Origin of the sequence: Ferrovibrio sp., from assembly GCF_025869515.1 — a bacterium.
Classification (GTDB): Bacteria; Pseudomonadota; Alphaproteobacteria; order Ferrovibrionales; family Ferrovibrionaceae; genus Ferrovibrio.
Window position 1 is genome coordinate 28,954 of sequence record NZ_JAOZVR010000088.1, and the last position, 22,270, is coordinate 51,223.

Sequence of the window (22,270 nt, forward strand, 5' to 3'; positions counted from 1 at the left end):
GATGGCGGAGCGCATTCTTATTATCGATTTCGGATCGCAGGTCACCCAGCTGATCGCCCGCCGCGTGCGCGAGTCCGGCGTGTATTGCGAGATCGTGCCCTTCCAGAAGGCGGACAAGTGCCTTGACCTCGTCAACGACCACGGCACGCTGAAGGGCATCATCTTCTCCGGCGGTCCGGCCTCGACGACGGAAGAATTCTCGCCGCGCGCGCCTGAAGGCGTCTTCAAGCTCGGCCTGCCGATCTTCGGCATCTGCTACGGCGAACAGACCATCTGCATGCAGCTCGGCGGCAGCGTGGAAACCGGCCATCACCGCGAATTCGGCCGCGCCTTCCTCGAGATCAAGGATAACTGCGACCTGTTCGACGGCGTCTGGTCCAAGGGCGAGAAGCACCAGGTCTGGATGAGCCATGGCGACAAGATCACCGAGATCCCGACCGGCTTCCGCGCCGTCGGCGTCAGCGACGGTTCGCCCTTCGCCGCCATCGCCGATGACGTGCGCAAGATCTACGCCGTGCAGTTCCACCCCGAAGTGATGCACACGCTGGATGGCGCCAAGCTGCTGCGCAATTTCGTGCGCAAGGTGGCCGGCTGTTCGGGCGAGTGGACCATGAAGGGCTTCCGCAACGAGGCCATCGCCAAAATCCGCGAACAGGTCGGCAAGGGCCGCGTGATCTGCGGCCTCTCCGGCGGCGTCGACAGCTCGGTGGCGGCCGTGCTGATCCACGAAGCCATCGGCGACCAGCTCACCTGCGTCTTCGTCGATCACGGCCTGCTGCGCAAGGGCGAGGGCGAAGAGGTCGTGCGGCTGTTCCGCGACCATTACAACATCCCGCTGATCCACAACGACGCGTCTGACCTTTTCTTAAGCAAGCTGGCCGGCGTCAGCGATCCGGAGACCAAGCGCAAGACCATCGGCGGGTTGTTCATCGATGTGTTCGAGGCCGAGGCCAAGAAGATCGGCGGCGCGCAGTTCCTCGCCCAGGGCACGCTCTACCCCGACGTGATCGAAAGCATCAGCTTCTCCGGCGGGCCCAGTGTCACCATCAAGTCGCATCACAATGTCGGCGGCCTGCCGGCGCGCATGAACATGCAGCTGGTCGAACCGTTGCGCGAGCTGTTCAAGGATGAAGTCCGCATGCTGGGCCGCGAACTCGGCCTGCCGGAATCTCTCGTCGGTCGGCACCCGTTCCCGGGCCCGGGCCTGGCGATCCGCATTCCGGGCGACATCACCAAGGAAAAGCTCGACCTGCTGCGCGAGGTGGATGCGGTCTATCTCGATGAAATCCGCCGCTCCGGGCTATATGACCAGATCTGGCAGGCCTTCGCCGTGCTGCTGCCGGTGCGCACCGTCGGCGTGATGGGCGACGGCCGCACCTATGACCAGGCCTGCGCGCTGCGCGCGGTCACCTCGACCGACGGTATGACGGCGGATTACTTCCCCTTCCCGCATGACTTCCTCGGCCGCGTGGCGACCCGCATCATCAACGAGGTGCGTGGCATCAACCGCGTGACCTACGACATCACCTCGAAGCCGCCGGGCACGATCGAGTGGGAGTAATTCCGGCGGTCACCACCGCCTATGCGCCAGGGGTGGGCGGTTAGCCTTCTGAGCCGGCCTGTCCGTACTGCATGCCGGTGCGGAAGGCGGCGACAAGGCTGCGGATCACATTCTTTGCCATCGCCTCGGCCGGCAGACCGGCCTTCACGGCGGCCTCGACATGCGCGGGATGCACGAACACGGTGACGGCATCCCGCACCACACCCGCCGCGGTCGCGACGTCATCGACCCTGAATTCCCGCCGCTTGACGCCGTCTGCTATGATTTCGGCTATGAGCGCCGTCATCGCGCGGGCATAAGCCGCGATGATGTCCGGCCGCACTTCAACAATGCGCCGATAGAGCTGATAAACCTCCGGGTCGCCCGCGAAACGCTCGCGCTTGCGGGCATGCAGGGCCAGCACCATGGCCTCAAGCCGCTCGGCCGCCGGGCCATCCACATCGACGAAGCGACGCGCCATCTCTTCTTCGTCGCGCATGGCTTCCGCGACCACAGCATCGAAGATGTCCGCCTTGGAGCGGAAGTGGCGATAGATCGTGGTATGCGACGTTCCGAGTGCGCGGGCGATATCGACGACATTCGTTTTCGCTTCGCCGAAGCGCCTCAACTGGGCGCGGGCAGCGTCGAGAATCTGTGCTCGAAACGAAGGGTCTTCGCCGGTGCTGACGGGGGGCGTCTTCATGATGAGAACTTTAGGGCAACTTGTCTGGATATGCAACATAGAACAAATTATATAAAATGTTCGTTGTATATTGTTCGGGTTTGAATATAGTGGGGCGCAGCATCGCCCTAACCCGGAGGTTTTCATGCAACCCAGCTCCCAGCCCGCCGCGACCCCGCGCACCGCCTTCGTCACCGGTGGCTCAGGCTTTGTCGGCTCCCGCCTGATCACGCTGCTTGTCAGCCGTGGCTGGCAGGTGAAAGCGCTGGCGCGCAGCCGGGCGGCCATTGAAGCCGTGCAGCGGGTCGGTGCTATGTCGATCTACGGTGATTTGACGGACGCCCGCGCCCTGCGCTCCGGTCTGGAGGGCTGCGAGGTTGTCTTCCACGTTGCCGCGCATTTCAAACTCTGGGGGCCGCGCGCCGTCTTCGACCAAGTGAATGTCGAAGGGACCCGAGCGCTTGTGGAGGCTGCGATGGCGACCAGTGGCTTGCGCCGCGTTATTGGCGTCAGTGCGGCGGCGGTCGTGATGGGGGATCCGGAACCGATGCTCGAGGTGGATGAGAGTCTTCCGCTCCAGACCCGCGACTTCGCACCCTACTCGTCGTCGAAGGCCGAAGGCGAGCGTCTGCTGCTGGCCGCCAATAGCCGCCGGCCAGGCTTCGAGACCATCGCCATCCGTCCGCCCTTTATCTGGGGTCCGGATATGCCGACCCTGGATCACATGGTCGAAACCGTGCGGGCCGGGCGTTTCCAGTGGGTCGGCGGCGGCGGACAGGCCATGTCCACCTGCCATGTCGACAATCTCTGCGAGGCGCTGCTGCTGGCCGTCGACCGTGGCCGCGGCGGCGAGGCCTACTTCGTGTCCGACGGAGAAAACGGCACGCTGAAGAACGTCATCTCGGCGTTGCTGGCCACGCGCGACATAGTACCGAAGGCCCGTGCCGTGCCGTTCCGCCTGGCCTGGATGATGGCGGGCGTCATGGGTGCGGCATGGCGCATGCTGGGGCGTAGCGGCGAGCCACCCATTACGCGCCAGATGCTGCGTCTGATCGGCAAGCCGTTCACCATCAGTATCGCCAAGGCGCGCGCAGACCTTGGCTACGTGCCGCGCGTCAGCTTTGCCGAAGGAATTGCGATCATGGGTCGCGGCACGCATGCCGTACATGCAGTGCCCGGCCTGGCGCGACCGGCGCCGGCGCCGGCTGGCCCCTGATTTGTCACCGGTCCTGATAGGGCATCAACCGGCTCACCTACGACATCACCTCGAAGCCGCCCGGCACGATTGAATGGGAATGAGGGGGCGTAGTTTGGATGCTGCGGGATACTGCGTCGTAGCATCGGCGGTTTCGACGCTTCGATAGATCGCTAATAACGGCGCCAGATATGCCGCCTCAGCGGGAAAGCCGCGCAAGGTAAGCGCAGAACATGTCCGCCATGGCATCGGCGTAGGCGCCGATCTCTTGCTCCGTTCTCGGGCGCTCCGAAAAGCGGCTACCCACCTGCGAAAGCGTGGTCTCTATGAGGTCAGCGGCCAACTCGACGGTCGCCTGGTCGAGCGTGGGAAGAGCCTCGCGCAGGAAAGTGACGATGATGAGTGACCCGGCCTCGCGCGCAGCGTCAGCCTCGGGCGCGTTGCGGTAGAGCGGTGCGGCATCGGCGAGCGCCGTGCGAATCTCTGCCTCGTCGCATTCGGAACGGAGAAAGGCGTGCACGAGCGTGCGCAGCCGCTCATCGGCAGAATGATTGCGATCCTTCAGGATGTCCCGCAATAACGCGCTTGTTTGCAGCCATTCGTCGCTTTGCAGGCGAAAGAGGATTGCTGCCTTGTTCGGAAAATATTGGTAAAGCGATCCGACACTGACACCCGCCCGTTCGGCGACGCGGGCCGTGGTGAATCGAGCGGCTCCCTCGGCCCTTAGAACCTGAACAGCAGCGGCGAGCACCGATGCTACGAGGTCGTTTGCGCGTGCCTGCTGAGGTTGCTTTCGCGAGGAAATCTGCGGAATTTTATGCGCGGCGATGACCGTTCTCCAGGATGCGAATAGTGAATGTGACGAACTAATCGTATTTTCACTGCCATCGCAAGACGCATTCTAGGAGCCTGTCCATGACCACCCTGACCACAAACCCTGTTGCCTCACTGCTCGACCGACTCTTCACCGAGGCCGATGCGGTCGACCCTGCCACCACGCCCTCCGTCGCTGAGTATTGGAACGGCCTCACCAGCGAGGATAAGGCGCGCCTCGTGCGCAGCCGCGCGGATTACAAGGATCTCTACAGCCGGATGAAGGACATCCCGCTGGCCGTCTCGCGCCAGACCGGCGATCTGCTCTACATGCTCGCGCGGTCGATGCGGGCGATGTCGGTCGTCGAATTCGGTACATCCTTCGGTCTGTCGACGATCTGCCTTGCAGCGGCGCTAAGGGACAATGGTGATGGCAGGTTGATCACTAGCGAGTTCGAGCGTTCAAAGGTCGCGCGTGCCAAGGCGAACCTGGTCGAGGCAGGCCTTGCCGATCTCGTGGAGTTTCGGGAGGGAGACGCGCTGGAGACACTGGCACGCGACCTGCCCGAGAGCGTTGACCTGCTGCTGCTCGATGGCGCCAAGGCTCTCTACAAGGACGTTCTCGACCTGATTGCGCCGCGACTGCATTCAGGCGCCCTGATCGTCGCAGACAATGCTGATTTTTGCCCGGGTTATCTGGACCGCGTACGAGCTACCGGCAGTGGCTATCGATCTGTGCCCTTTGCCGATGACATTGAACTGACCATCCGCCTGTGATCCCCGAGCTGGGGGGCGAAATTCGCGCCGCCCATCTTCTTTTGGGCTCGACTTGAAAAAAGGAATCCCCATGATCGTCGTAACAGCACCCACAAGCCAGATCGGCAGGAAAATTGTCGACGACCTTCTAGCCACCGACGCCAGCTTGCGCCTTGTTGTTCGTGATGTCGCCAAGCTTCCCGGCGCCATACGCCATCGCGTCGAAGTCATCGAAGGCTCGCATGGCGACCCATCGATTGTGGATCGCGCCTTCAGCCGGGCCAGTGCCGTGTTCTGGCTGGTCCCGGCCGACATGACGAAGAGTCTTGATGCGGCTTGGCTTGACTTCACGCGGCCTGCGGCTGCGGCGCTGCGGTCGAATGCCGTGCCGCGCGTGGTCTCGGTGACCGCGCTCGGGCGCGGCACGCCCTGGCAGGACAAGGCCGGGCCGGTCACCGCATCGATCCGGGCCGACGATATGTTGATGGCGAGCGGCGCCGCCTTTCGTGGCATCGCCATGCCGTCATTCATGGAGAATGTGGCTCGCCAGGCCGGCGTGATTCGCGAGAAGGGCATGTTCTTCGGCCCGATCAACCCGGACAGGGAGCTCCCGTTCACCGCAACCCGCGATATCGCCGTGGTTGCCGCTCGCCTGCTTGGCGACGATCGCTGGACGGGCCAGGAGGACGTTCCGTTGCTGGGACCAGAGGACCTGTCCTTCAGAGATCAGGCGGAGATCATGTCGGACGTAATCGGTCGCCGGATCTGTTATCAGCAGATCAGTTATGAGCAGTTCCGGCAGCAGTTCCTCGACCGTGGTGCGAGCGAGTCCTTCGCCCAAGGTTATGTCGACATGTATCGAGCCAAGGAAGAGGGCATTGATAGTTTGGCACGGCGTAACCCGCAGAGCACCGGGCGAACGAGCTTTCGCGCATTCTGCCAGGATGTTTTGCGTCCGTTGATCGCCAGCTAGGCACCGTTGCTCGTTCGTCATCGCGAAGACGATCATGACCTTTCCTCTGAAGAAGAGATTTGGCAGCTCTAAAATACGGTCCCTCAGCGCAGCTGCTTGATAAGCGCCGATGCTGACGGTACTTTCGGCCGATTTTTAGCCGCCGATTTCAGCCCGTACGGACCCATGATTCGCCTCGATAACGTCAGCAAGCAGCACGGCCACCAGATTCTGTTCATCGATGCGTCGATGGGCCTCCAGAAGGGGGAGAAGGCGGGGCTGGTCGGGCCGAACGGCGCCGGCAAGTCGACGCTGTTCCGCATGATCGTCGGCGAGGAAAAGCCCGACGATGGCCAGGTGGCGATCGATACCGGCATGACGATCGGCTATTTCAACCAGGATGTCGGCGAGATGTCGGGCCAGAGCGCGGTCGCGGCCGTCATGGACGGCGTCGGGCCGGTGAGCGCGCTGGCCGCCGAAATGGCGCAGCTGGAAGCCGCGATGGTCGACCCTGAGCAAGCCGACGAGATGGACGCCATCATCGAACGCTACGGCGAGGTGCAGGGCCGCTTCCAGGAACTGGACGGCTATGCGCTGGAGGCCAAGGCGCGCGAGGTGCTGGCCGGCCTGAGTTTCAGCCAGGAGCGGATGGATGGCGATGTGGGCCTGTTATCCGGCGGCTGGAAGATGCGCGTGGCGCTTGGCCGTATCCTGCTGATGCGGCCCGACGGCATGCTGCTCGACGAGCCGAGCAACCATCTCGACCTTGAAAGCCTGATCTGGCTGGAAGCCTTCCTCAAGGATTACGATGGCGCGCTGCTGATGACCTCGCATGACCGCGAGTTCATGAACCGCATCGTCGGCAAGATCGTCGAGATCGACGGCGGTTCGCTCACCACCTATTCCGGCAATTACGATTTCTACGACCAGCAGCGCGCGCTGAACGAAAAGCATCGCCAGGCGCAGTTCGAGCGCCAGCAGGCGATGCTGGCCAAGGAGATCAAGTTCATCGAGCGCTTCAAGGCGCGTGCCTCTCATGCCGCGCAAGTCCAGAGCCGGGTGAAGAAGCTGGACAAGATCGAACGCGTCGAGCCGCCGCGGCGGCGCCAGGCCGTGCAGTTCGAATTCCGCACCCCGCCGCGCTCGGGCGAAGACGTGGCGAACTTCCGCGACGTGCACAAGAGCTATGGCAGCCAGCCGATCTATGCCGGGCTGGATTTCCAGGTGCGGCGCAAAGAGCGCTGGTGCGTGCTGGGCGCCAACGGCACGGGCAAATCCACCCTGCTGAAGCTGATCGCCGGCGACACCAAACCCGACCAGGGCAGCGTCTCGCTGGGCAGCAGCGTGAAGATGGGCTATTTCGCCCAGCATTCGATGGACCTGCTGGACGGCGACGACACGATTTTCGAAACGCTCGACAAGTCATTCCCGCAGGCCGGACAGCCGGCTTTGCGCACGCTGGCCGGCTGCTTCGGCTTTTCCGGCGACGACATCGAGAAGACCTGCCGCGTGCTGTCGGGCGGCGAGAAGGCGCGTCTGGTGATGGCCAAGATGCTGTACGATCCGCCGAACTTCCTGGTGCTCGACGAACCGACCAACCATCTCGACATGGCCACGAAAGAGATGCTGGTCGCAGCATTGGCGGATTTCGAGGGCACCATGCTGTTCGTGTCGCATGACCGCCATTTCCTCGCCGCGCTTTCAAACCGCGTGCTGGAACTGACGCCGGAAGGCGTGCATCAGTTCACCGGCGGCTATACCGAATATGTGGAACGGACCGGCCAAGAAGCGCCGGGGCTGCATCCGGGCGGGTAGGGAGGAAGGCCTTCCTCCCTTTTCTGTCTAGCCTTTCGCCGGGACTCTTGAACGCGAAGGCAAGCCAGCTAATAAGACTAAAAGTTACTCTCTCCGACGCTTTCCTTTGCCAAACTTTGCCCTCTTGACGGGCAAGCCTATTTGCGAAGCCTGGTCGGCTTGTAGTTGAACCAGGTATCCTCGCCTTTTATCGGTTTTCTGTTTGTCCATAGGCATATACTGGCAACAGAGTGCGCAATAGAGAATTTCAATATGGTATCCTGAATGGCACCGCTTGGTCCAGACCAAGCGATATTTCAGCCCTCGCAGCTGATTGGCTTGCATCATCTTTGCGCCTCGAGACCGTCAAGGATATCCTGCGCAGGATTGCCTATATATTGAAAATTATAGGTTTTCTCTATTGCCTGTGCTGGCGGTTGTTTGCACCGCTCGAATGTTTGGTAGTTGGAAGCGGCCGTCGGAGCACGACCGCATTTCGCAATCACATCTTCGCCAGCGGCACCCGCGCCACCACCTTGATCTCGAAATCGAAGCCGGCCAGCCAGGTCACGCCCAGCGCCGTCCAGGTCGGCCAGGGCGCCTCGCCGATTTCCTGCGCGCGGATCCCCATCACGGTTTCAAACTGCTTTTCCGGATCGGTGTGGAAACTGATCACGTCGATCACGTCGTCGAAGCTGGCGCCGGCCGCCTTCAGCACGGCGTTGAGATTGTCGAAGGCGAGTTTCACCTGTCTGGCGAAGTCCGGTTCGGGCGAGCCGTCGGCGCGGCTGCCGACCTGGCCCGAGACGAAGAGCAGGTCGCCGGAACGGATCGCCGGCGAATACTGATGCGCGTCATACAGCGCGTGGCGGTCGGGCGGGAAAACGGCGTCGCGTCTGGTCATGGCAGGCTCCTGTTTTGACTACAGGCCTGATATAGCGGCGGGGGATTGCTGGGATTAGACGTTGAAATCCGTACAGGGTGATGCAAAATCACCAGCAATGACCCAGCCTTCAATCCCCCGGCCCTCAGCCACCCGGCCATCCTTAAGCGATCTGGCCGCCTTCGTGGCGGTCGCCACCCACCGCAGCTTCCGCCGCGCGGCTGATGAACTCGGCACGGCGCCCTCGACCTTGAGCCATGCCATGCGCGGGCTGGAGGAGCGGCTGGGCGTGCGCCTGCTGAACCGCACCACGCGCAGCGTCTCGCCCACCGAGGCCGGCGTCCGGCTGCTGGCCAGCCTGCAGACCGCGCTGGCCTCGCTGGACGATGCGCTCGACAGCGTCGCGGCGTTTCGCGGCAGCGGGAAGGTTGCTGGCATGGTACGGATCAATGCGCCGCCGCTCGGCATCGCGCTGCTGATCCGCGAGGTGCTGCCGCGCATGGCCGAACGCTTTCCCGATGTCACCGTCGATCTGGTCGCCGAGGGACGGCTGGTCGATATCGTCGCCGGCGGGTTCGATGCCGGGCTGCGGCTGGGGGATACGATCCCGCGCGACATGATCGCCGTGCGCTTCGGCCGGCCGGTGGGTTTCGTCTGCGTCGCCGCGCCGGGCTATCTCAAGCGTGCCGGCCTGCCGAAAACACCCGACGACCTGATGCGCCACCGCTGCATCCGTCACCGGCTGCCGGGTGGCAAGCTGTACCGCTGGGAGTTCGAGCGCGGCAAACAAACACTGGTGCTCGATCCGCCCGGCGCGCTCATCCTCGATGACGACCGGCTGATGGCGGAAGCAGCAGCGCAGGGGCTGGGCATCGCCTATGTCGCGGATGCCGCCGCAACTGCTGCGCTCAAGACGAAGCAGCTGCGCCAGGTGCTGTCCGGCTGGATGCCGGCGGCGGAGACGCTGTCTGTGTATTATCCCGGCCACCGCGCCGTGCCGCCGGCGCTCCGCGCCTTCCTCGATATCGTCAAGGAAAGCGGCAGAGGCCGGTAGGTTACCCCTTCGCTGCCGCTTCCAGCGCGGCGATATCGATCTTCACCATCTTGAGCATGGTTTCGGTCACGCGTTTCGCCGCCGCGCGGTCCGGGCCTTTCTGCAGCTCGCCAAGCCGCCTGGCGTTGATCTGCCAGGCGAGACCCCAGCGGTCGCGCAGCCAGCCGCATTGCTCGTACCGGCCGTCCTTGCCCAGGGCATCCCACAGGCGGTCGATCTCGGCCTGGCTGTCGCATTCGATCATGATCGAGATGCAGTGGTTGAAGGCATCGGGCCGTCCGGCGGCCTGGAAGGCCATGTAGCGCTGGTCGCCCAGCGTGAAGCCGGCGATTTTCACGCTGCCGGCCGGCCCCGACGGCGATTCAGCGGGCAGTGCCGAACCCCAGTCGAGCGACGACCCGGGGATCAGGGATGTGTAGAGGCGGAGCGCTGCGTCCATGTCCTTCTCGAACCAGAGACATTGCGTAACCTTCATGGCGTGTTCCTTCCTCTGCAGGGGTTTGTCACCCAAGGACGCTGCCGGGGCGGCTGTTCCGACAGCGCGGAGAAATAAAAGTGACAAATTAGTATTGACTAATCAATAAGTCGTGGCTAATATAATTCCATGATCGAAGCCACACCCGTTTCCGCTGTCATGCGCGCCCTTGCCGACCCCACCCGCCGGGCGGTGTTCGAGCGCGTGGTCAGCGCCGAGGAAATCACCGTGGCCGAGCTGACGCGCGGCAGCGGCGTCACCCAGGGCGCCATCTCGCAGCATCTCAGATCGCTGAAGCAGGCCGGCCTGGTGATCGAACGGCCCGAGGGCCGCAACGTTTATTACCGCGCGCAGCCAGACGGGCTGCTGCCGCTGGTCGACTGGATGACCCACTACTCTGCCTTCTGGCGTGACAACTTCGACAGGCTGCGCGCCGTGCTCAAGGATATCGACCCATGAACAACATTGCCGTGAAATCCGACATGCAGTCTGCCGACACCACCTCGCCAAATTCGACTTCGATCGTGATCGACGAGGTTTTCCCGCATCGCGCCGAAGTGCTGTGGAAGGCCATCACCAATGGCGACCTGATGGGACGCTGGATGATGAAGCCGGCCGGTTTCGAACCGGTGGTGGGCAACCGCTTCACCTTCCGGACCGCGCCGGCCGGCGCCTGGGATGGCACCATCCGCTGCGAAGTGCTGGAGGTTGCGCCGCTCGAACGCTTCGCCTTTGCCTGGCGCGGCGGCGACGAAGCCAATGTCGGCTACGGCTCGAAGCTCGACACGGTGGTGACCTTCACGCTGCACCGTGTGCAGACCGGTACGCGACTGCGCATGGAGCATTCCGGCTTCGTGCTGCCGAAGAACGACACGGCCTACACCAATATGGGCAAGGGCTGGGTCAAATGTGTCGAGACTCTCGGCAGCGTCGCCGGCGAGCAGAGCTGAGTTAAACCCAACCGATCTGAACTGTTTCGCCGCCGGCCTCCGGCGGACAGGGCAACTGCGTCCGAATTTTTACGTTTAGGGGAAATCCGATGACCAAGCCTTATACCGGCGCCAAACCTTATAATGGTGGATGCGCCTGCGGCGCCATCCGCTACGAGATCGCGGCCGAGCCGGTGTTTTCCAACCACTGCCAGTGTCGCCACTGCCAGCAGCGCAGCGGCACCGGCCACGGCTCCTACCTCACCTTTGCGGATCGCAAGGCGGTGAGCCTCAGCGGCACGGCAACGGAATGGGAGATCGCCGGCGACAGCGGCAACCTGAAGCGGCATGGCTTCTGCCCAAACTGCGGCGCGCCGGTCTACCTGACCTTTGCCGCGATGCCCGATCTCTTCACCATCCACGCCGCCAGCCTGGACGATCCGTCGCGCTTCACGCCGCAGGTGGTCACCTATGCCGCGCGCAGTCCGGCCTGGGACCCGCTCGATCCGGCCCTGACAAAGTTCGAGACCATGCCGACGGGCTGACTCCGGGCGCGTTCTGGGGGGCCAGATTCGGGGGCCGGGCTTTGCCTTGCGCGGGCCGCGGCTGCTATAAGCCTTGCTTGCATGTAACGGCGAGCGAGACCACCAAGACCATGACCCCCACCGCCAAAATCCTCCTGCTCGGCTCGGGTGAGCTGGGCCGCGAATTTGTCATCTCCGCCAAGCGCCTCGGCGCCCAGGTGATCGCCTGCGACAGTTATGCCGGCGCGCCGGCCATGCAGGTAGCCGATGGTTTCGAGGTCTTCTCGATGCTGGATGGCGCAGCACTCGGCGCCGCCATCGACAAACACAAGCCCGACTTCGTGGTGCCGGAAGTGGAAGCGATCCGCACCGAAGTGCTGAAAGAATATGAGGAGCGCGGCCAGAAGGTGGTGCCCTCGGCGCGCGCCACGCTGATGACCATGAACCGCGACCGCATCCGCGATGTGGCGGCCAACGAACTCGGCCTGCCGACGTCGAAATTCCTCTATGCCGAAAGCCTGGAGGAGATGCGCGCTGCCGTCGCCAGCGTCGGCATCCCCTGCGTCGTAAAGCCAGTCATGTCATCTTCTGGAAAAGGCCAGAGCACGGTGAAGGCGCCGGCCGATATCGACAGGGCCTGGGATTATGCCGTGGCCGGCATGCGCGGCGACCGCAAGCGCGTGATCGTCGAGGCCTTCATCGCCTTCGACTACGAGATCACCCTGCTCACCATCCGCACCCGCGACGGCGTGCTCTTCTGCCCGCCGATCGGCCACCGGCAGGAACGCGGCGATTATCAGGAAAGCTGGCAGCCGACGCCGATGTCGGCCAAGGCCATCGCCGAGGCGCAGCGCCAGGCGAAAGCCGTGGTCGACAATCTCGGCGGCTATGGCCTGTTCGGCGTCGAATTCTTCATCAAGGACGACGCGGTGATCTTCTCCGAACTGTCGCCGCGCCCGCACGATACCGGCATGGTGACGCTGATCTCGCAGAACCTGACCGAATTCGACCTGCATGCCCGCGCCATCCTCGGCCTGCCGATCCCCGGCATCACCCAGCATGGCGCGAGCGCCTCGGCCGTCATCCTGGCCGACCGCGACGCCACCGACTTCGCCATCGAAGGCCTGGCCGACGCGCTGCAGTCGCCGGCGCCCGGCACCGATATCGACCTGCGCATTTTCAGCAAGCCGACCACGCGGCCCTATCGCCGCATGGGCGTGGCGCTGGCGCTGGTGAAGGACGGCGATACCGATGCCGCACGCAAGGCCGCGAAGGCCGCCGCCGACAAGGTGAAGATCAGGTACAACAGCTGAAGAGGGCAGGGCCATGACCATCGACCGCAGCAACCCACCGGGCCTGTCGAAGCCGACCGGCTATACGCATGTCACTGTCGTCACGGCCGGCCGGCAGGTTCATATCTCGGGCCAGGTGGCGCTCGATGCCGAGGGCAACCTGGTCGGCAAGGGCGATCTGGGCGCGCAGACCGAGCAGGTGCTGAAGAATCTGAAGACCGCGCTGGCCTCGGTCGGCGCGGATTTCTCGCATGTGTTCAAGATGGTGACCTATGTGGTCGGCCTGACGCCCGACAAGCTGCCGGCGGTGCGCGGCGCGCGCGCAAAGGTGTTCGGCGACGGTCCCTATCCGGCCAGCACGCTGGTCGGCGTCACCGCGCTGGTCAATCCGGATTTCCTGATCGAGATCGAAGTGATTGCCGCGTTGCAGGGCGACGGCGCCGGCGATCCGCCCGGACCCTGAGCGGACAGTTGCGACGGCCTAGTCCGCGCCGTCGCTCGGGATCGGCAGCACGCGGCCGCAATGCTTGCAGTGCACGGCATCCGCGTCGTGCAGGCGCAGGGCGCAGTCGGGGCATTCGTAGCGCACCTTGTTGGGCCGGAAAATCGCCTGCAGCAGGCGCAGGAACAGGCTGACGCCGACGATCATGATAAGCACCGACAGCAGCCGGCCGCCGGGCCCCACCAGCGTGATGTCGCCGAAGCCGGTGGTGGTCAGTGTCGTGATGGTGAAATACAGCGCGTCGACATAGGTCGAGATGCCGCGATTGACGCCGTGCTGCGTGACATAGACGAAGGAGGTCACGATGAAGATGAAGACGACCAGGTTCAGGCTGCGCCAGATCACGTCTTCATGCAGGCGGAACCACAGCGAGCTTGAGCGCAGGTCGCGCAGCAGGTGATAGGAGCGCAGCAGCCGCAAGGCGCGGAAGATGCGCAGGAAGGCGAGATTTTCCAGCAGCACCGGCAGGAACAGCGAGGCGATCACCGCCAGGTCGGCCAGCATGGCCAGGCTGAAGACCTGGCGGCGCCGGTCGGGTTCGGCATAGAGGCGCAGCGCGAGCTCAAGGCTGAGCAGGGCGCCGAGCGCGAAATCGAGCGGCAAGACCCACCAGTGGTCATCCACGGTGGAAACCAGGATAAACAGCGCGATGGTCAGGATATCGAAAATGACCAGGCCGTAGCGGAAGCGCCGCGCCTCGCGATCCTCGCCGAAATAGAGATCCTGCAGCCGGCGCCGGAAGCCGCGACCCGATGGCACCGGCCGCTCGGCGTTTTCCTGGTCTGAGAATAGCTCTGTCATCGGCACGCAGTTTAGGCGCCTGGGCCGGCTTGCGCCACCCCGCCGCGATCCGGCATAAAATCCGGACAGCATTCTAGGCGAAATCCATGACCGTCACCATCTATGGCATCAAAAACTGCGACACCATGAAGAAGGCCTTCGCCTGGCTGTCCGGCCATGGCGTTTCCTACGACTTCCACGACTACAAGGCGGCAGGCATCGACCGCGCGCATCTGCAGGCCTGGTGCAGGGCGCTCGGCTGGGAAACCGTGCTGAACCGCGCCGGCACCACCTTCCGCAAGCTGCCCGACGCCGACCGCGAAGGCCTGACCGAGGCCAGGGCCATCGCGCTGATGATCGCGCAGCCCGCGATGATCAAGCGGCCGATGCTGGATTATGGCGGCGGCAGAGTGATGGCCGGCTTCAAGCCGGAGCTTTATGCGGCGGCGCTGAAGAAAGGCTAAAGCAGTGCCCATTTACGCAGGGCCAGTTTGCATGCTGAGGTTTGGCATCAAGAATGTGCCGCATGCTGCGCAAACAGATATAAGCCGGATCACTCGGTAGGGTCTGGTGATTCAAATCAGCCGAATTGATTGATTGCGTTGAGCGAAATCTGAACTCTCTGCTGAATGAAAAAGCAGAACTCATAATTGCGCATTCGCCCTTTATATACGCGCATAAATGTCCCCTCCGTATCTTTAAACCAAGGTTCCTGGGACCTGCTTCTTTATGGTTGCATCCCCGTCGGCACCCAGCCTAGCCTACCGGCGACTGATAGTTGCCCAGGGCCGATAGAAACAGCATGTCGATGGAAAATCGAATCTTAAGTACATCGCTGTCGCCCGGTATCGTGCCAGAGGATGAGCACCTCGTCTTGTGGCGGCAAAGCGTCGCGCCCTATTTCGATGTGCAACCCGTCCGTGAATCGCGCCCCGGCGATCCCCTCCCGGAAATTCACCAGTTCCATCTGGGCAGGGCGATACTGGCCGAATCGAAATTCGCAGCCCAGACATTCAGGCGCGACCGCCAATGGATGGCCAGGTTCGACGATGTCGATCACGTCCTGTTTCAATTGCTCTGTGAAGGCAGCAACCACGTCGTCAACGGGAAAGCTGATTTCGTTCAGAAATGGGGCAATGTCTATGCGGTCAACATGGCCTATGAGCTCGATGCGCAATCTGTCGATGCCCGGGCCATAACATTCGTGCTGCCGCGCCCCTTGCTGCGCGAGGAACTACCCTATCTGACCGATCTCCGCGGCAGCTTCCTGCCCGACGGCTCGGCTGCCGCGCGGATATTCTCCAGCTATCTGGTATCACTTCGCGAAACCCTTTCTGCGGCCCGGGCGGAGGAGGCCGACTCCATCGTTCAGGTCACGCTCGGCCTGATGGATTCCCTGGCGCGGCACGGCGACATCGCATCGAGCGCTGCTGAGGGCGCTTCTTTCGCTGTCATCTGCCGCTACATCGAGAAGAATCTGAGTGATTTTGATCTTAGCCCAGCAAAAATTTGCCGGCATTTTCGCTGCTCGCGCGCGACTGTCTATCGTCTGTTCAAGCAGCAGGGCGGACTGTGGAGCCACATCCAGCGCCGCCGTCTTGTCGCCTGTTTCCAGGCCTTGACCTCGCCGCACACACGACACCGCGGCATCTTCGACATCGCTCTCGACTACGGCTTCGCCTCGCCCAGCCAGTTCAGCCGGCTTTTCCGCGAGCATTTCGGCGTGACACCGCGCCAGGCTCGGGATGCCGAATTGGCACGTCCAGCCGGCATCGTTCCGCTCCCGCAGATCGGCGATTCAGCCCAAAACGCCGCTGATTTGATGTCGCGTTGGGCGACAACACTGCTCTGGCAATCTCACGGCACCATTGCCGGGGTCAGGTGATGAGCGGTACCAATATAATATTCACTCTCGCCGTGAAGGGTGTTGTTCGCGTCACGTGACCGTATAACTACGTGATTGTTGCTGTCGCAGTGCACGATCATATCGTGTTCTCCTTATCTCTATGCCGCCGCGGTGCCAACTGCCGTCCGCAGGGAGTTCCCCGGCTTGCGCGCCGGCGCCATCGGTCTATCCTGATCCGGGCCCCGCGCAGACGGGGCAGGGAGGACCACATCGTGGCGCTGCACCGGCCCGTTGCCGTCGATCCGAAAGACCGCCGGGTGCAGCATGCGCATCTGCCGCTGGCGCAGGCGCTCGACCATCCGGTGTTCCGGCTGCCCTGCGAGTTATGGCAGCGCAAACGTGGCCCGCGCCGCCTGCCATCGCGCAGCGACTTCGATCCGCTCGAACTCAAACCGATCCTGTCCCGTCTGATGCTGATCGAGGTGGTGCCCGACCCGCCCGACTTCCGCTATCGCCTGGCCGGCACGCTCAGCCGCGATCTGACCGGCGAGGACTGGACCGGCCGGTCGGTGCTTGATCTGGTGCCGCCGCAGCATGGCCGCCTGCTGTGGAACGCGCTGTGCGAGATGCAGCAGACCCTGGAACCGCAGTATGTCCAGCTCAGCGCGATCAGCAGCGGCGGCCAGCCGCTGTCCTACAACGTGCTGCGCCTGCCGCTCGGCGGCGACGGCGAGACCATGGACATGGCGCTGGTGGTGCAGGACCACGGCAATGCCCTGCCGTTGTTGCGGCTGTATTTCGACGAGCAGCGCGGAGAAGGGAGCATCCAGGCGGCGCTGTCGGTCCGACACCTGCCTGGGCCCGGGTAAAAATAACCCGGATAAGGCTTGCTTTAATCACAAAATAGGATTGTACAAAGGATATTCAATCTGGGGTGTATTACTCCAGGCAAGGTACTGCCCGCTTCGCCGAGATAAAAAATGACTGTCGAAAAACCGATCCTCACCGCGCTCGATACTGCCGTTAAGGCGCATGCCCAGTGGAAGGATCGCCTCAAGAGCGCCGTGGAGACGCAGACCAGCGACATTGCGCCGGAACAGGCCTGCCTCGACAACCGCTGCCAGTTCGGCAAATGGATTTACAGTGAAGGCGCGGCGGCACCGCTGGCCGAACGTGGCGCCGATTACGAGCGCGTACGCCAGCTGCATGCCGAATTTCACCGTTGCGCCGGCGACACCCTGCGCAAGGCGCTGACCGGCGACCGTGCCGGCTACGACCGCGATACCGCGCCGAGCGGCCCGTTCCATATCGTCTCCACCGAGCTGACGCGCGCTCTGCTGTCCTGGCGGCGCCGGCTGCAGCGGCAGTTCCGCGGCGGCGACAGCAGCGCATCCGGCACCAGCCTGACGATGCCCGGCCTGCTCTGGGGCAATGCGGCGCTCGGCCTGCTGCTGGGCGGCGTCGGGATCGCGGGTTATGCGCTCTCCGGCACCGGCAACTGGTGGTGGCCCGTTGTCATCGGTGGTGCTGCGAGCCTGGCCATTTCCGGCTATGCCGCGCGCAGTTGCAACGCCTTGCCGCAGCGGCTCGCCGATGCGCTGGAGCGCCTGACCGGCGGCGATTATGACGGCGCCGTGCCGGGCAGCCAGCGCCGGGATGCGTTCGGCGCCATCGCGCGCGGCATCATCACGCTGCAGGAAGCCGCCATCGATTCCGCCCGCGCGCTCAACGCCCTGAACGGTGCGCGCGCCGGTTTCATGGTGGTCGATACGCAGGGACTGGTCCTGTTTGCCAATGCAGCGATGTTCGCCATGCTGGAGCGGGCCGAACCGGTGATCCGGGCGCAGCTCGCCGACTTCCGGGCCGACTCCGTGGTGGGGCGGCAGCTGGGCGCCGTTCATGCGCAGCTTGGCGATCTGGGGGCCCTGACCGCACGGACCGGCGCCTTGCGTCTGCGGTTCGGTGAGCAGGTCTACGACATCGAGGCCGCCGAAACCCTCAGCCGGTCCGGCGCGAAGGTCGGCGCGGTGATCCAGTTCATCGATGTCAGCGACATGGTCACGGTCGAGAACGAGGTGCGCGGTCTGGTCGAGCAGGCCAACGGTGGCGAATTCCGCTCGCGTCTCTCGCTGCAGGGCAAAACCGGCTTCATGCGCGACATCGCCGCCGGCATCAACGGTCTGGTCGACACGGTGGCGCGGGCCGTCGATGCGCTCGACGGTGTGATGGAGCAGATGGCGCAGGGCAACCTGAATCGCCGCATGGACGGCGATTTCGCCGGTCAGCTCAGGCACCTGCAGGACAGCTGCAATGCCACCATCGACAAGCTCAGGGAAATCACCGGGCGGATCGGCGATGCCGCCACCAATGTGAACGAGGCCTCTGCGGAAATCGCCACCGGCACACAGGACCTCGCGCATCGCACCGAAAGCCAGGCGGCCACGCTGGAGCAGACCGCCGCCGCCATGCATCAGATGACGGAAACGGTTAAGCGGAATGCCGACAATGCGCAGGCGGCCAACCGCAGCGCCGCCGAGGCGCGCGATACCGCCCGGCAGGGCGGCACCGTGCTCGATGCCGCGGTCACGGCGATGAGCGAAATCGAAGGCAGCGCGCAGAAGATCGGCGATATCGTCGGGCTGATCGACGAGATCGCTTTCCAGACAAACCTGCTGGCGCTCAACGCTTCAGTCGAGGCGGCGCGGGCCGGCGAGGCGGGCAAGGGCTTTGCCGTGGTGGCGCAGGAAGTGCGTGCGCTGGCACAACGTTCGGCCAATGCGTCGAAAGACATCAAGACGCTGATCAATACGTCCAATGGCCAGGTCAGGCAGGGTGTCGATCTGGTCAACCAGACCAGCTCGTCGCTGCAGAATATCCTTGCCTCGGTGCTGCAGGTCGGCGAAGTGGTGGCCGAAATCGCCACCGCCAGCGGCGAGCAGGCGCGGGCGATGCAGGAGGTCAATACCGCCATCGGCCAGATGGACGAGATGACCCAGCGCAATGCCGCGCTGGTCGAGCAGACCAATGCCTCGACGCAGAATCTCTCCTACCAGTCGCGCGAACTGACCACCCTGGTCGATTTCTTCAGCCATGGCGCGGGCAGCGTGGCAGAGCGCCGTCGCACCAGCCGGCACGACAGCCATGCCGACGACCGCGTCACGCTGAATGGTGCGGTCGCGCCGCTGCGCAACTGGAGCAGCAACGGCATGCTGTTCGGACCGGTTGCCACGGCTCCTGCTGCCGGCGCCGCGATCCGGCTGAAGGCGGCCGTCCGGATCGAGGGGCGCCAGCAGGACTTCGAGGTCGAAGCCAAGGTGATCCGTGTCGAAGGCGGCATGGTGGCGGTCAGCTATCGTCCACTGGACGATACCATGGCGGCCACGCTGAAAGCCTATTTCGGCGCAAACTGAACGCCTGGCTGCACGGTCGCGGGCTTGCCATTTGCATGGCCGGCGCCTAACTGGACACGGGTCCTGTCGCGACCGCGCAGTGCGGCCGCCATTCATCCTGCCATCCGGAGATCAGATCACATGTCGTTATCGATGTACCAGGCCTCGGTGCCGGTCTTTGCCCGCAGCCTGCGCATGCTGTCCAACCTGCTGGCCAAGGCCGAGGCCCATGCCGCCGCCCAGGGCATGAAGCCCGAGGAACTGCTGGAGGCGCGGCTGGCGCCTGACATGTATGCGCTCACGCGCCAGATCCAGGCTGCCTGCGACGCGGCAAAATTCGGCGCCGCGCGGCCGGCGGGCGTGACCCCGCCGAGCCATCCCGACACCGAAACCAGCTTCGCCGAGCTGCAGGCGCGCATCACGGCGGTGCTGGATTTCATCAACGGCATCGGCGAGGCTGCGTTCGCGGGTTCGGAAACCCGCCCGGTATCGCTGAAGACCGGCAGCGGTGAGCTGAGTTTCACCGGGCAGGAGTATCTGCTCGGTTTTGCGCTGCCGAACTTCTTTTTCCACGCGGTCACGGCCTACGACATCCTGCGCCACAAGGGTCTGCCGCTGGTGAAGCGGGACTTCCTCAACCTGGGCTGAGGTCGCAGGCAGGCTGGGCGGGTTACTTCCCGTCCAGCCGGCGGCTGAAGATCACGCGCGGTTCTTCCGCATAGCCCAGTGCGTCGTAGAAGGCGCGCACCCTGTCGTTTTCCGGCCGCACCATCAGCATGACTTTCGGCACGCCGCGGCTTTTGAGCCAGTTCTCGGCGGCGGCCACCATGGCGCGGCCATGGCCGCCTTTCTGCAGGGCGGGATCGACGGCGAGGTAATACAGCCAGCCGCGATGGCCGTCATGGCCGCACATCACGCTGGCCACGACGCGTTTGGTGTTCTCTGGGCCTTCGGCCTCGCCGACCAGGATGGTCGATTCAGGCTTCGAGACGCAGAAAGCGATGTCGCTGCCGGGATCGTTCCATGGCCGTGTCAGGCCGCAGGCTTCCCACAGGGCGATGACGGCGTCGCGGTCACGGGGCAGAAAGACTCTGATATCCATTTTAATACACGTCCGGCCGCAACGCCGTGATCTCCGATGTCAGCCCTCGTATTTGAACGAGACCTTGAGTTTCGCGCGATAGGCTTCGATCTTGCCGTTATTCATCTGCATATCAAGCTGTACCACTTCGGCGACGCGCAGATCGCGCAGCGACTTCGCGGCGCGATCGACAGCCACCTTGGCTGCCTTCTCCCAGGAATCCTTGCTGGTGCCGACGATTTCGATCACTTTATAGACGCTATCGGCCATGACGTTCTCCCGGTTGCCTGTTGGGCTGCGGGCCATCGCGAACCGCCGCGACGATGCGCAGCATACGGTCCCGCTTCTGTGACGGGCCGTGGCAAGCCTAGCCCGGTTGTCCGGGGCGCGGAAGCGGAATATCGGCGGTCAGTGCTCGAGCTGGGCCGCGCGGATCGACTCGACGCGGATTTCCTCGGTCAGGCGCGCCTTGTAGGCGGCGAATTCCGGCGTCGTCTTCACCGTGTAATGGCGCGGATGCGGCAGGTCGATGCCGATGTCGCATTTCACCTTGCCGGGGCGGGCGGTCATCACCAGCACGCGGTTGGCCATGAAGATCGCTTCGTCGATATCGTGGGTGACGAACAGCACGGTCTTTTTATGCTGCTCCCAGATGCCGAGCAGCAGTTCCTGCATCAGCGCGCGGGTCTGGTTGTCCAGCGCGCCGAAAGGCTCGTCGAGCAGCAGGATTTTCGGATCGTTGGCCAGCGCGCGGGCCAGCGCGGTGCGCTGCTGCATGCCGCCCGACAGCATCTTGGGGAAATGATTCTCGAAGCCGCGCAGGCCGACCTGCTCGATGAAATGGGCGGCGATCTCTTCCTGCTGCTTGTCCGGCACGTTCTTCTCGCGCAGGCCGAAACAGATATTCTGCCGCACGGTCAGCCAGGGAAACAGCGTGTAGGACTGGAACACCATGCCGCGATCGGGGCCGGGATCGCGCACTGCTGCACCATCCAGCAGAACCTGGCCGGTGGTGGGCTGATCCAGGCCGGCGACGATGCGCAGCAGCGTGCTCTTGCCGCAGCCCGAGGGCCCCAGGATGGTGATGAAGTCGTTGTCTTCCACGTTCAGCGTCGCCGGTTCCAGCGCGCGCGTGGGCTCGCCGCCACGCACGCCCGGGAAAACGCGACTGACGTTTTCGATGCGAAGTTTGCTCACTTGATGAAATACCAGGGATAGAGGCGCTGGTTGGCCTGCTTGAACAGGAAATCGGACACCAGGCCGATCACGCCGATGACGAAGATGCCGAAGATCATCTGCCCGGTATCGAGCAGGCGCTGGCTGTCCATGATCATATGGCCGATGCCGCTCTGCGCGCCAATCAGTTCGGCGACGATCACATAGGTCCAGGCCCAGCCCAGCACCAGGCGCAGCGTCTCGGCGATCTGCGGCTGGGCGCCGGGCAGCAGCACGCGCAGCACGATGCCGGAGCGTTTTGCGCCTAACGTCTTGGAGGCTTCGACCAGGTCGAGCCGGCTGCCGCCGACGATCACGGCGACCATCAGCACGATCTGGAAGAAGGAGCCGATGACAATCACGGACAGTTTCTGCGCCTCGCCGACGCCTGCCCACAGGATCAGCAGCGGGATGAAGGCCGAGGCGGGCAGGTAGCGGGCGAAGGAAATGAAAGGCTCGAAGAAGGCCTCCACGCTCTTGAAAGCGCCCATCAGGATGCCGAGCGGCACGGCGAAGACGGCGGCAATCACGAAGCCGCCGAGCACGCGCCAGATGGTGATGGCGATAT

Annotated in this window: 25 protein-coding genes and 1 pseudogene; 17 read left to right on the forward strand and 9 right to left on the reverse strand. The window is 63.7% G+C overall.

The window, feature by feature from the left end:
• The first annotated feature begins 1 nt into the window (after window position 1).
• A complete protein-coding gene (gene guaA / locus OJJ21_RS14250) occupies window positions 2-1,561 on the forward strand; it encodes a glutamine-hydrolyzing GMP synthase (protein WP_297687247.1) in 1,560 nt (519 codons plus the stop codon).
• A gap of 40 nt (window positions 1,562-1,601) precedes the next feature.
• On the opposite strand, the gene OJJ21_RS14255 is transcribed toward guaA, so the two are convergent.
• On the reverse strand, window positions 1,602-2,243 hold the full coding sequence (locus tag OJJ21_RS14255; RefSeq protein ID WP_297687248.1) for a TetR family transcriptional regulator: 642 nt from the start codon (window positions 2,241-2,243) through the stop codon (window positions 1,602-1,604).
• Between the two features lie 124 nt (window positions 2,244-2,367).
• On the opposite strand from OJJ21_RS14255, the gene OJJ21_RS14260 reads away from it, so the two are divergent.
• Together OJJ21_RS14260 and OJJ21_RS24410 are read left to right on the forward strand one after the other, a co-directional pair.
• Window positions 2,368-3,438 (forward strand): NAD-dependent epimerase/dehydratase family protein, encoded by a 1,071-nt coding sequence (locus tag OJJ21_RS14260; RefSeq protein WP_297687249.1) that lies wholly within the window; start codon window positions 2,368-2,370, stop codon window positions 3,436-3,438.
• Window positions 3,439-3,458: 20 nt separating this feature from the next.
• Window positions 3,459-3,521 (forward strand): annotated as a pseudogene (locus OJJ21_RS24410) (hypothetical protein); the annotation flags it as partial.
• A 95-nt stretch (window positions 3,522-3,616) separates the two neighbouring features.
• Here the strand turns inward: OJJ21_RS24410 and OJJ21_RS14265 are convergent.
• On the reverse strand, window positions 3,617-4,246 hold the full coding sequence (locus tag OJJ21_RS14265; RefSeq protein WP_297687271.1) for a TetR family transcriptional regulator: 630 nt from the start codon (window positions 4,244-4,246) through the stop codon (window positions 3,617-3,619).
• An 86-nt stretch (window positions 4,247-4,332) separates the two neighbouring features.
• Here OJJ21_RS14265 and OJJ21_RS14270 point away from each other — a divergent pair, with 86 nt between their 5' ends.
• The 3 genes from OJJ21_RS14270 to OJJ21_RS14280 all read left to right on the forward strand — a co-directional run bounded on the left by OJJ21_RS14270 (window position 4,333) and on the right by OJJ21_RS14280 (window position 7,753).
• Window positions 4,333-5,007 carry a class I SAM-dependent methyltransferase gene (locus OJJ21_RS14270; RefSeq protein WP_297687250.1) on the forward strand — a complete coding sequence of 225 codons (675 nt, stop codon included), beginning with the start codon at window positions 4,333-4,335 and terminating at the stop codon, window positions 5,005-5,007.
• A 70-nt stretch (window positions 5,008-5,077) separates the two neighbouring features.
• Window positions 5,078-5,959, forward strand: coding sequence for an NAD(P)H-binding protein (locus tag OJJ21_RS14275; RefSeq protein WP_297687251.1), 882 nt, complete (start codon window positions 5,078-5,080; stop codon window positions 5,957-5,959).
• Between the two features lie 165 nt (window positions 5,960-6,124).
• The gene (locus tag OJJ21_RS14280) at window positions 6,125-7,753 is read left to right on the forward strand and encodes an ABC-F family ATP-binding cassette domain-containing protein (RefSeq protein ID WP_297687252.1); all 1,629 of its coding nucleotides are present in this window, start codon (window positions 6,125-6,127) and stop codon (window positions 7,751-7,753) included.
• Between the two features lie 481 nt (window positions 7,754-8,234).
• Here OJJ21_RS14280 and OJJ21_RS14285 read toward each other — a convergent pair whose 3' ends face one another.
• Complete coding sequence (locus OJJ21_RS14285; protein ID WP_297687253.1) at window positions 8,235-8,636, reverse strand: RidA family protein; 402 nt, start codon at window positions 8,634-8,636, stop codon at window positions 8,235-8,237.
• Between the two features lie 97 nt (window positions 8,637-8,733).
• Between OJJ21_RS14285 and OJJ21_RS14290 the strand changes: the two genes are divergently transcribed.
• Window positions 8,734-9,669, forward strand: a complete 936-nt coding sequence (locus tag OJJ21_RS14290) for a LysR family transcriptional regulator (RefSeq protein ID WP_297687254.1) — start codon at window positions 8,734-8,736, stop codon at window positions 9,667-9,669.
• A gap of 1 nt (window position 9,670) precedes the next feature.
• Here OJJ21_RS14290 and OJJ21_RS14295 read toward each other — a convergent pair whose 3' ends face one another.
• Window positions 9,671-10,144 (reverse strand): VOC family protein, encoded by a 474-nt coding sequence (locus OJJ21_RS14295; RefSeq protein WP_297687255.1) that lies wholly within the window; start codon window positions 10,142-10,144, stop codon window positions 9,671-9,673.
• A gap of 129 nt (window positions 10,145-10,273) precedes the next feature.
• Between OJJ21_RS14295 and OJJ21_RS14300 the strand changes: the two genes are divergently transcribed.
• From OJJ21_RS14300 to OJJ21_RS14320, 5 genes are all read left to right on the forward strand, one after another.
• A complete protein-coding gene (locus tag OJJ21_RS14300) occupies window positions 10,274-10,603 on the forward strand; it encodes a metalloregulator ArsR/SmtB family transcription factor (protein ID WP_297687256.1) in 330 nt (109 codons plus the stop codon).
• Entirely contained in the window at window positions 10,600-11,094 is a 495-nt protein-coding gene (locus OJJ21_RS14305) for an SRPBCC domain-containing protein (protein ID WP_297687257.1), read from the forward strand. Before OJJ21_RS14300 ends, OJJ21_RS14305 begins: the two co-directional genes overlap by 4 nt.
• A gap of 89 nt (window positions 11,095-11,183) precedes the next feature.
• Window positions 11,184-11,618, forward strand: a complete 435-nt coding sequence (locus tag OJJ21_RS14310; RefSeq protein ID WP_297687258.1) for a GFA family protein — start codon at window positions 11,184-11,186, stop codon at window positions 11,616-11,618.
• 110 nt (window positions 11,619-11,728) lie between these two features.
• A complete protein-coding gene (gene purT / locus OJJ21_RS14315; protein WP_297687259.1) occupies window positions 11,729-12,910 on the forward strand; it encodes a formate-dependent phosphoribosylglycinamide formyltransferase in 1,182 nt (393 codons plus the stop codon).
• A gap of 13 nt (window positions 12,911-12,923) precedes the next feature.
• The gene (locus OJJ21_RS14320) at window positions 12,924-13,352 is read left to right on the forward strand and encodes a RidA family protein (protein WP_297687260.1); all 429 of its coding nucleotides are present in this window, start codon (window positions 12,924-12,926) and stop codon (window positions 13,350-13,352) included.
• Between the two features lie 18 nt (window positions 13,353-13,370).
• Here the strand turns inward: OJJ21_RS14320 and OJJ21_RS14325 are convergent, their stop codons facing one another.
• Window positions 13,371-14,192 carry a potassium channel family protein gene (locus tag OJJ21_RS14325; RefSeq protein WP_297687261.1) on the reverse strand — a complete coding sequence of 274 codons (822 nt, stop codon included), beginning with the start codon at window positions 14,190-14,192 and terminating at the stop codon, window positions 13,371-13,373.
• An 86-nt stretch (window positions 14,193-14,278) separates the two neighbouring features.
• Here OJJ21_RS14325 and OJJ21_RS14330 point away from each other — a divergent pair, with 86 nt between their 5' ends.
• The 5 genes from OJJ21_RS14330 to OJJ21_RS14350 all read left to right on the forward strand — a co-directional run bounded on the left by OJJ21_RS14330 (window position 14,279) and on the right by OJJ21_RS14350 (window position 20,054).
• Window positions 14,279-14,635, forward strand: a complete 357-nt coding sequence (locus tag OJJ21_RS14330) for an ArsC family reductase (protein WP_297687262.1) — start codon at window positions 14,279-14,281, stop codon at window positions 14,633-14,635.
• Between the two features lie 338 nt (window positions 14,636-14,973).
• Window positions 14,974-16,056, forward strand: coding sequence for an AraC family transcriptional regulator (locus OJJ21_RS14335; RefSeq protein ID WP_297687263.1), 1,083 nt, complete (start codon window positions 14,974-14,976; stop codon window positions 16,054-16,056).
• A gap of 233 nt (window positions 16,057-16,289) precedes the next feature.
• The gene (locus OJJ21_RS14340) at window positions 16,290-16,886 is read left to right on the forward strand and encodes a PAS domain-containing protein (protein ID WP_297687264.1); all 597 of its coding nucleotides are present in this window, start codon (window positions 16,290-16,292) and stop codon (window positions 16,884-16,886) included.
• A gap of 111 nt (window positions 16,887-16,997) precedes the next feature.
• On the forward strand, window positions 16,998-19,427 hold the full coding sequence (locus OJJ21_RS14345) for a methyl-accepting chemotaxis protein (protein WP_297687265.1): 2,430 nt from the start codon (window positions 16,998-17,000) through the stop codon (window positions 19,425-19,427).
• Window positions 19,428-19,547: 120 nt separating this feature from the next.
• Window positions 19,548-20,054, forward strand: coding sequence for a DUF1993 domain-containing protein (locus OJJ21_RS14350; RefSeq protein ID WP_297687266.1), 507 nt, complete (start codon window positions 19,548-19,550; stop codon window positions 20,052-20,054).
• A 22-nt stretch (window positions 20,055-20,076) separates the two neighbouring features.
• On the opposite strand, the gene OJJ21_RS14355 is transcribed toward OJJ21_RS14350, so the two are convergent.
• From OJJ21_RS14355 to OJJ21_RS14370, 4 genes are all read right to left on the reverse strand, one after another.
• Window positions 20,077-20,508, reverse strand: coding sequence for a GNAT family acetyltransferase (locus OJJ21_RS14355; RefSeq protein WP_297687267.1), 432 nt, complete (start codon window positions 20,506-20,508; stop codon window positions 20,077-20,079).
• 39 nt (window positions 20,509-20,547) lie between these two features.
• Window positions 20,548-20,757, reverse strand: coding sequence for a dodecin family protein (locus tag OJJ21_RS14360; protein ID WP_297687268.1), 210 nt, complete (start codon window positions 20,755-20,757; stop codon window positions 20,548-20,550).
• 138 nt (window positions 20,758-20,895) lie between these two features.
• The gene (locus tag OJJ21_RS14365; RefSeq protein ID WP_297687269.1) at window positions 20,896-21,684 is read right to left on the reverse strand and encodes an ABC transporter ATP-binding protein; all 789 of its coding nucleotides are present in this window, start codon (window positions 21,682-21,684) and stop codon (window positions 20,896-20,898) included.
• The coding region (locus OJJ21_RS14370; protein ID WP_297687270.1) for an ABC transporter permease at window positions 21,681-22,270 on the reverse strand (590 nt) is incomplete at its 5' end. The genes OJJ21_RS14370 and OJJ21_RS14365, both read right to left, overlap by 4 nt.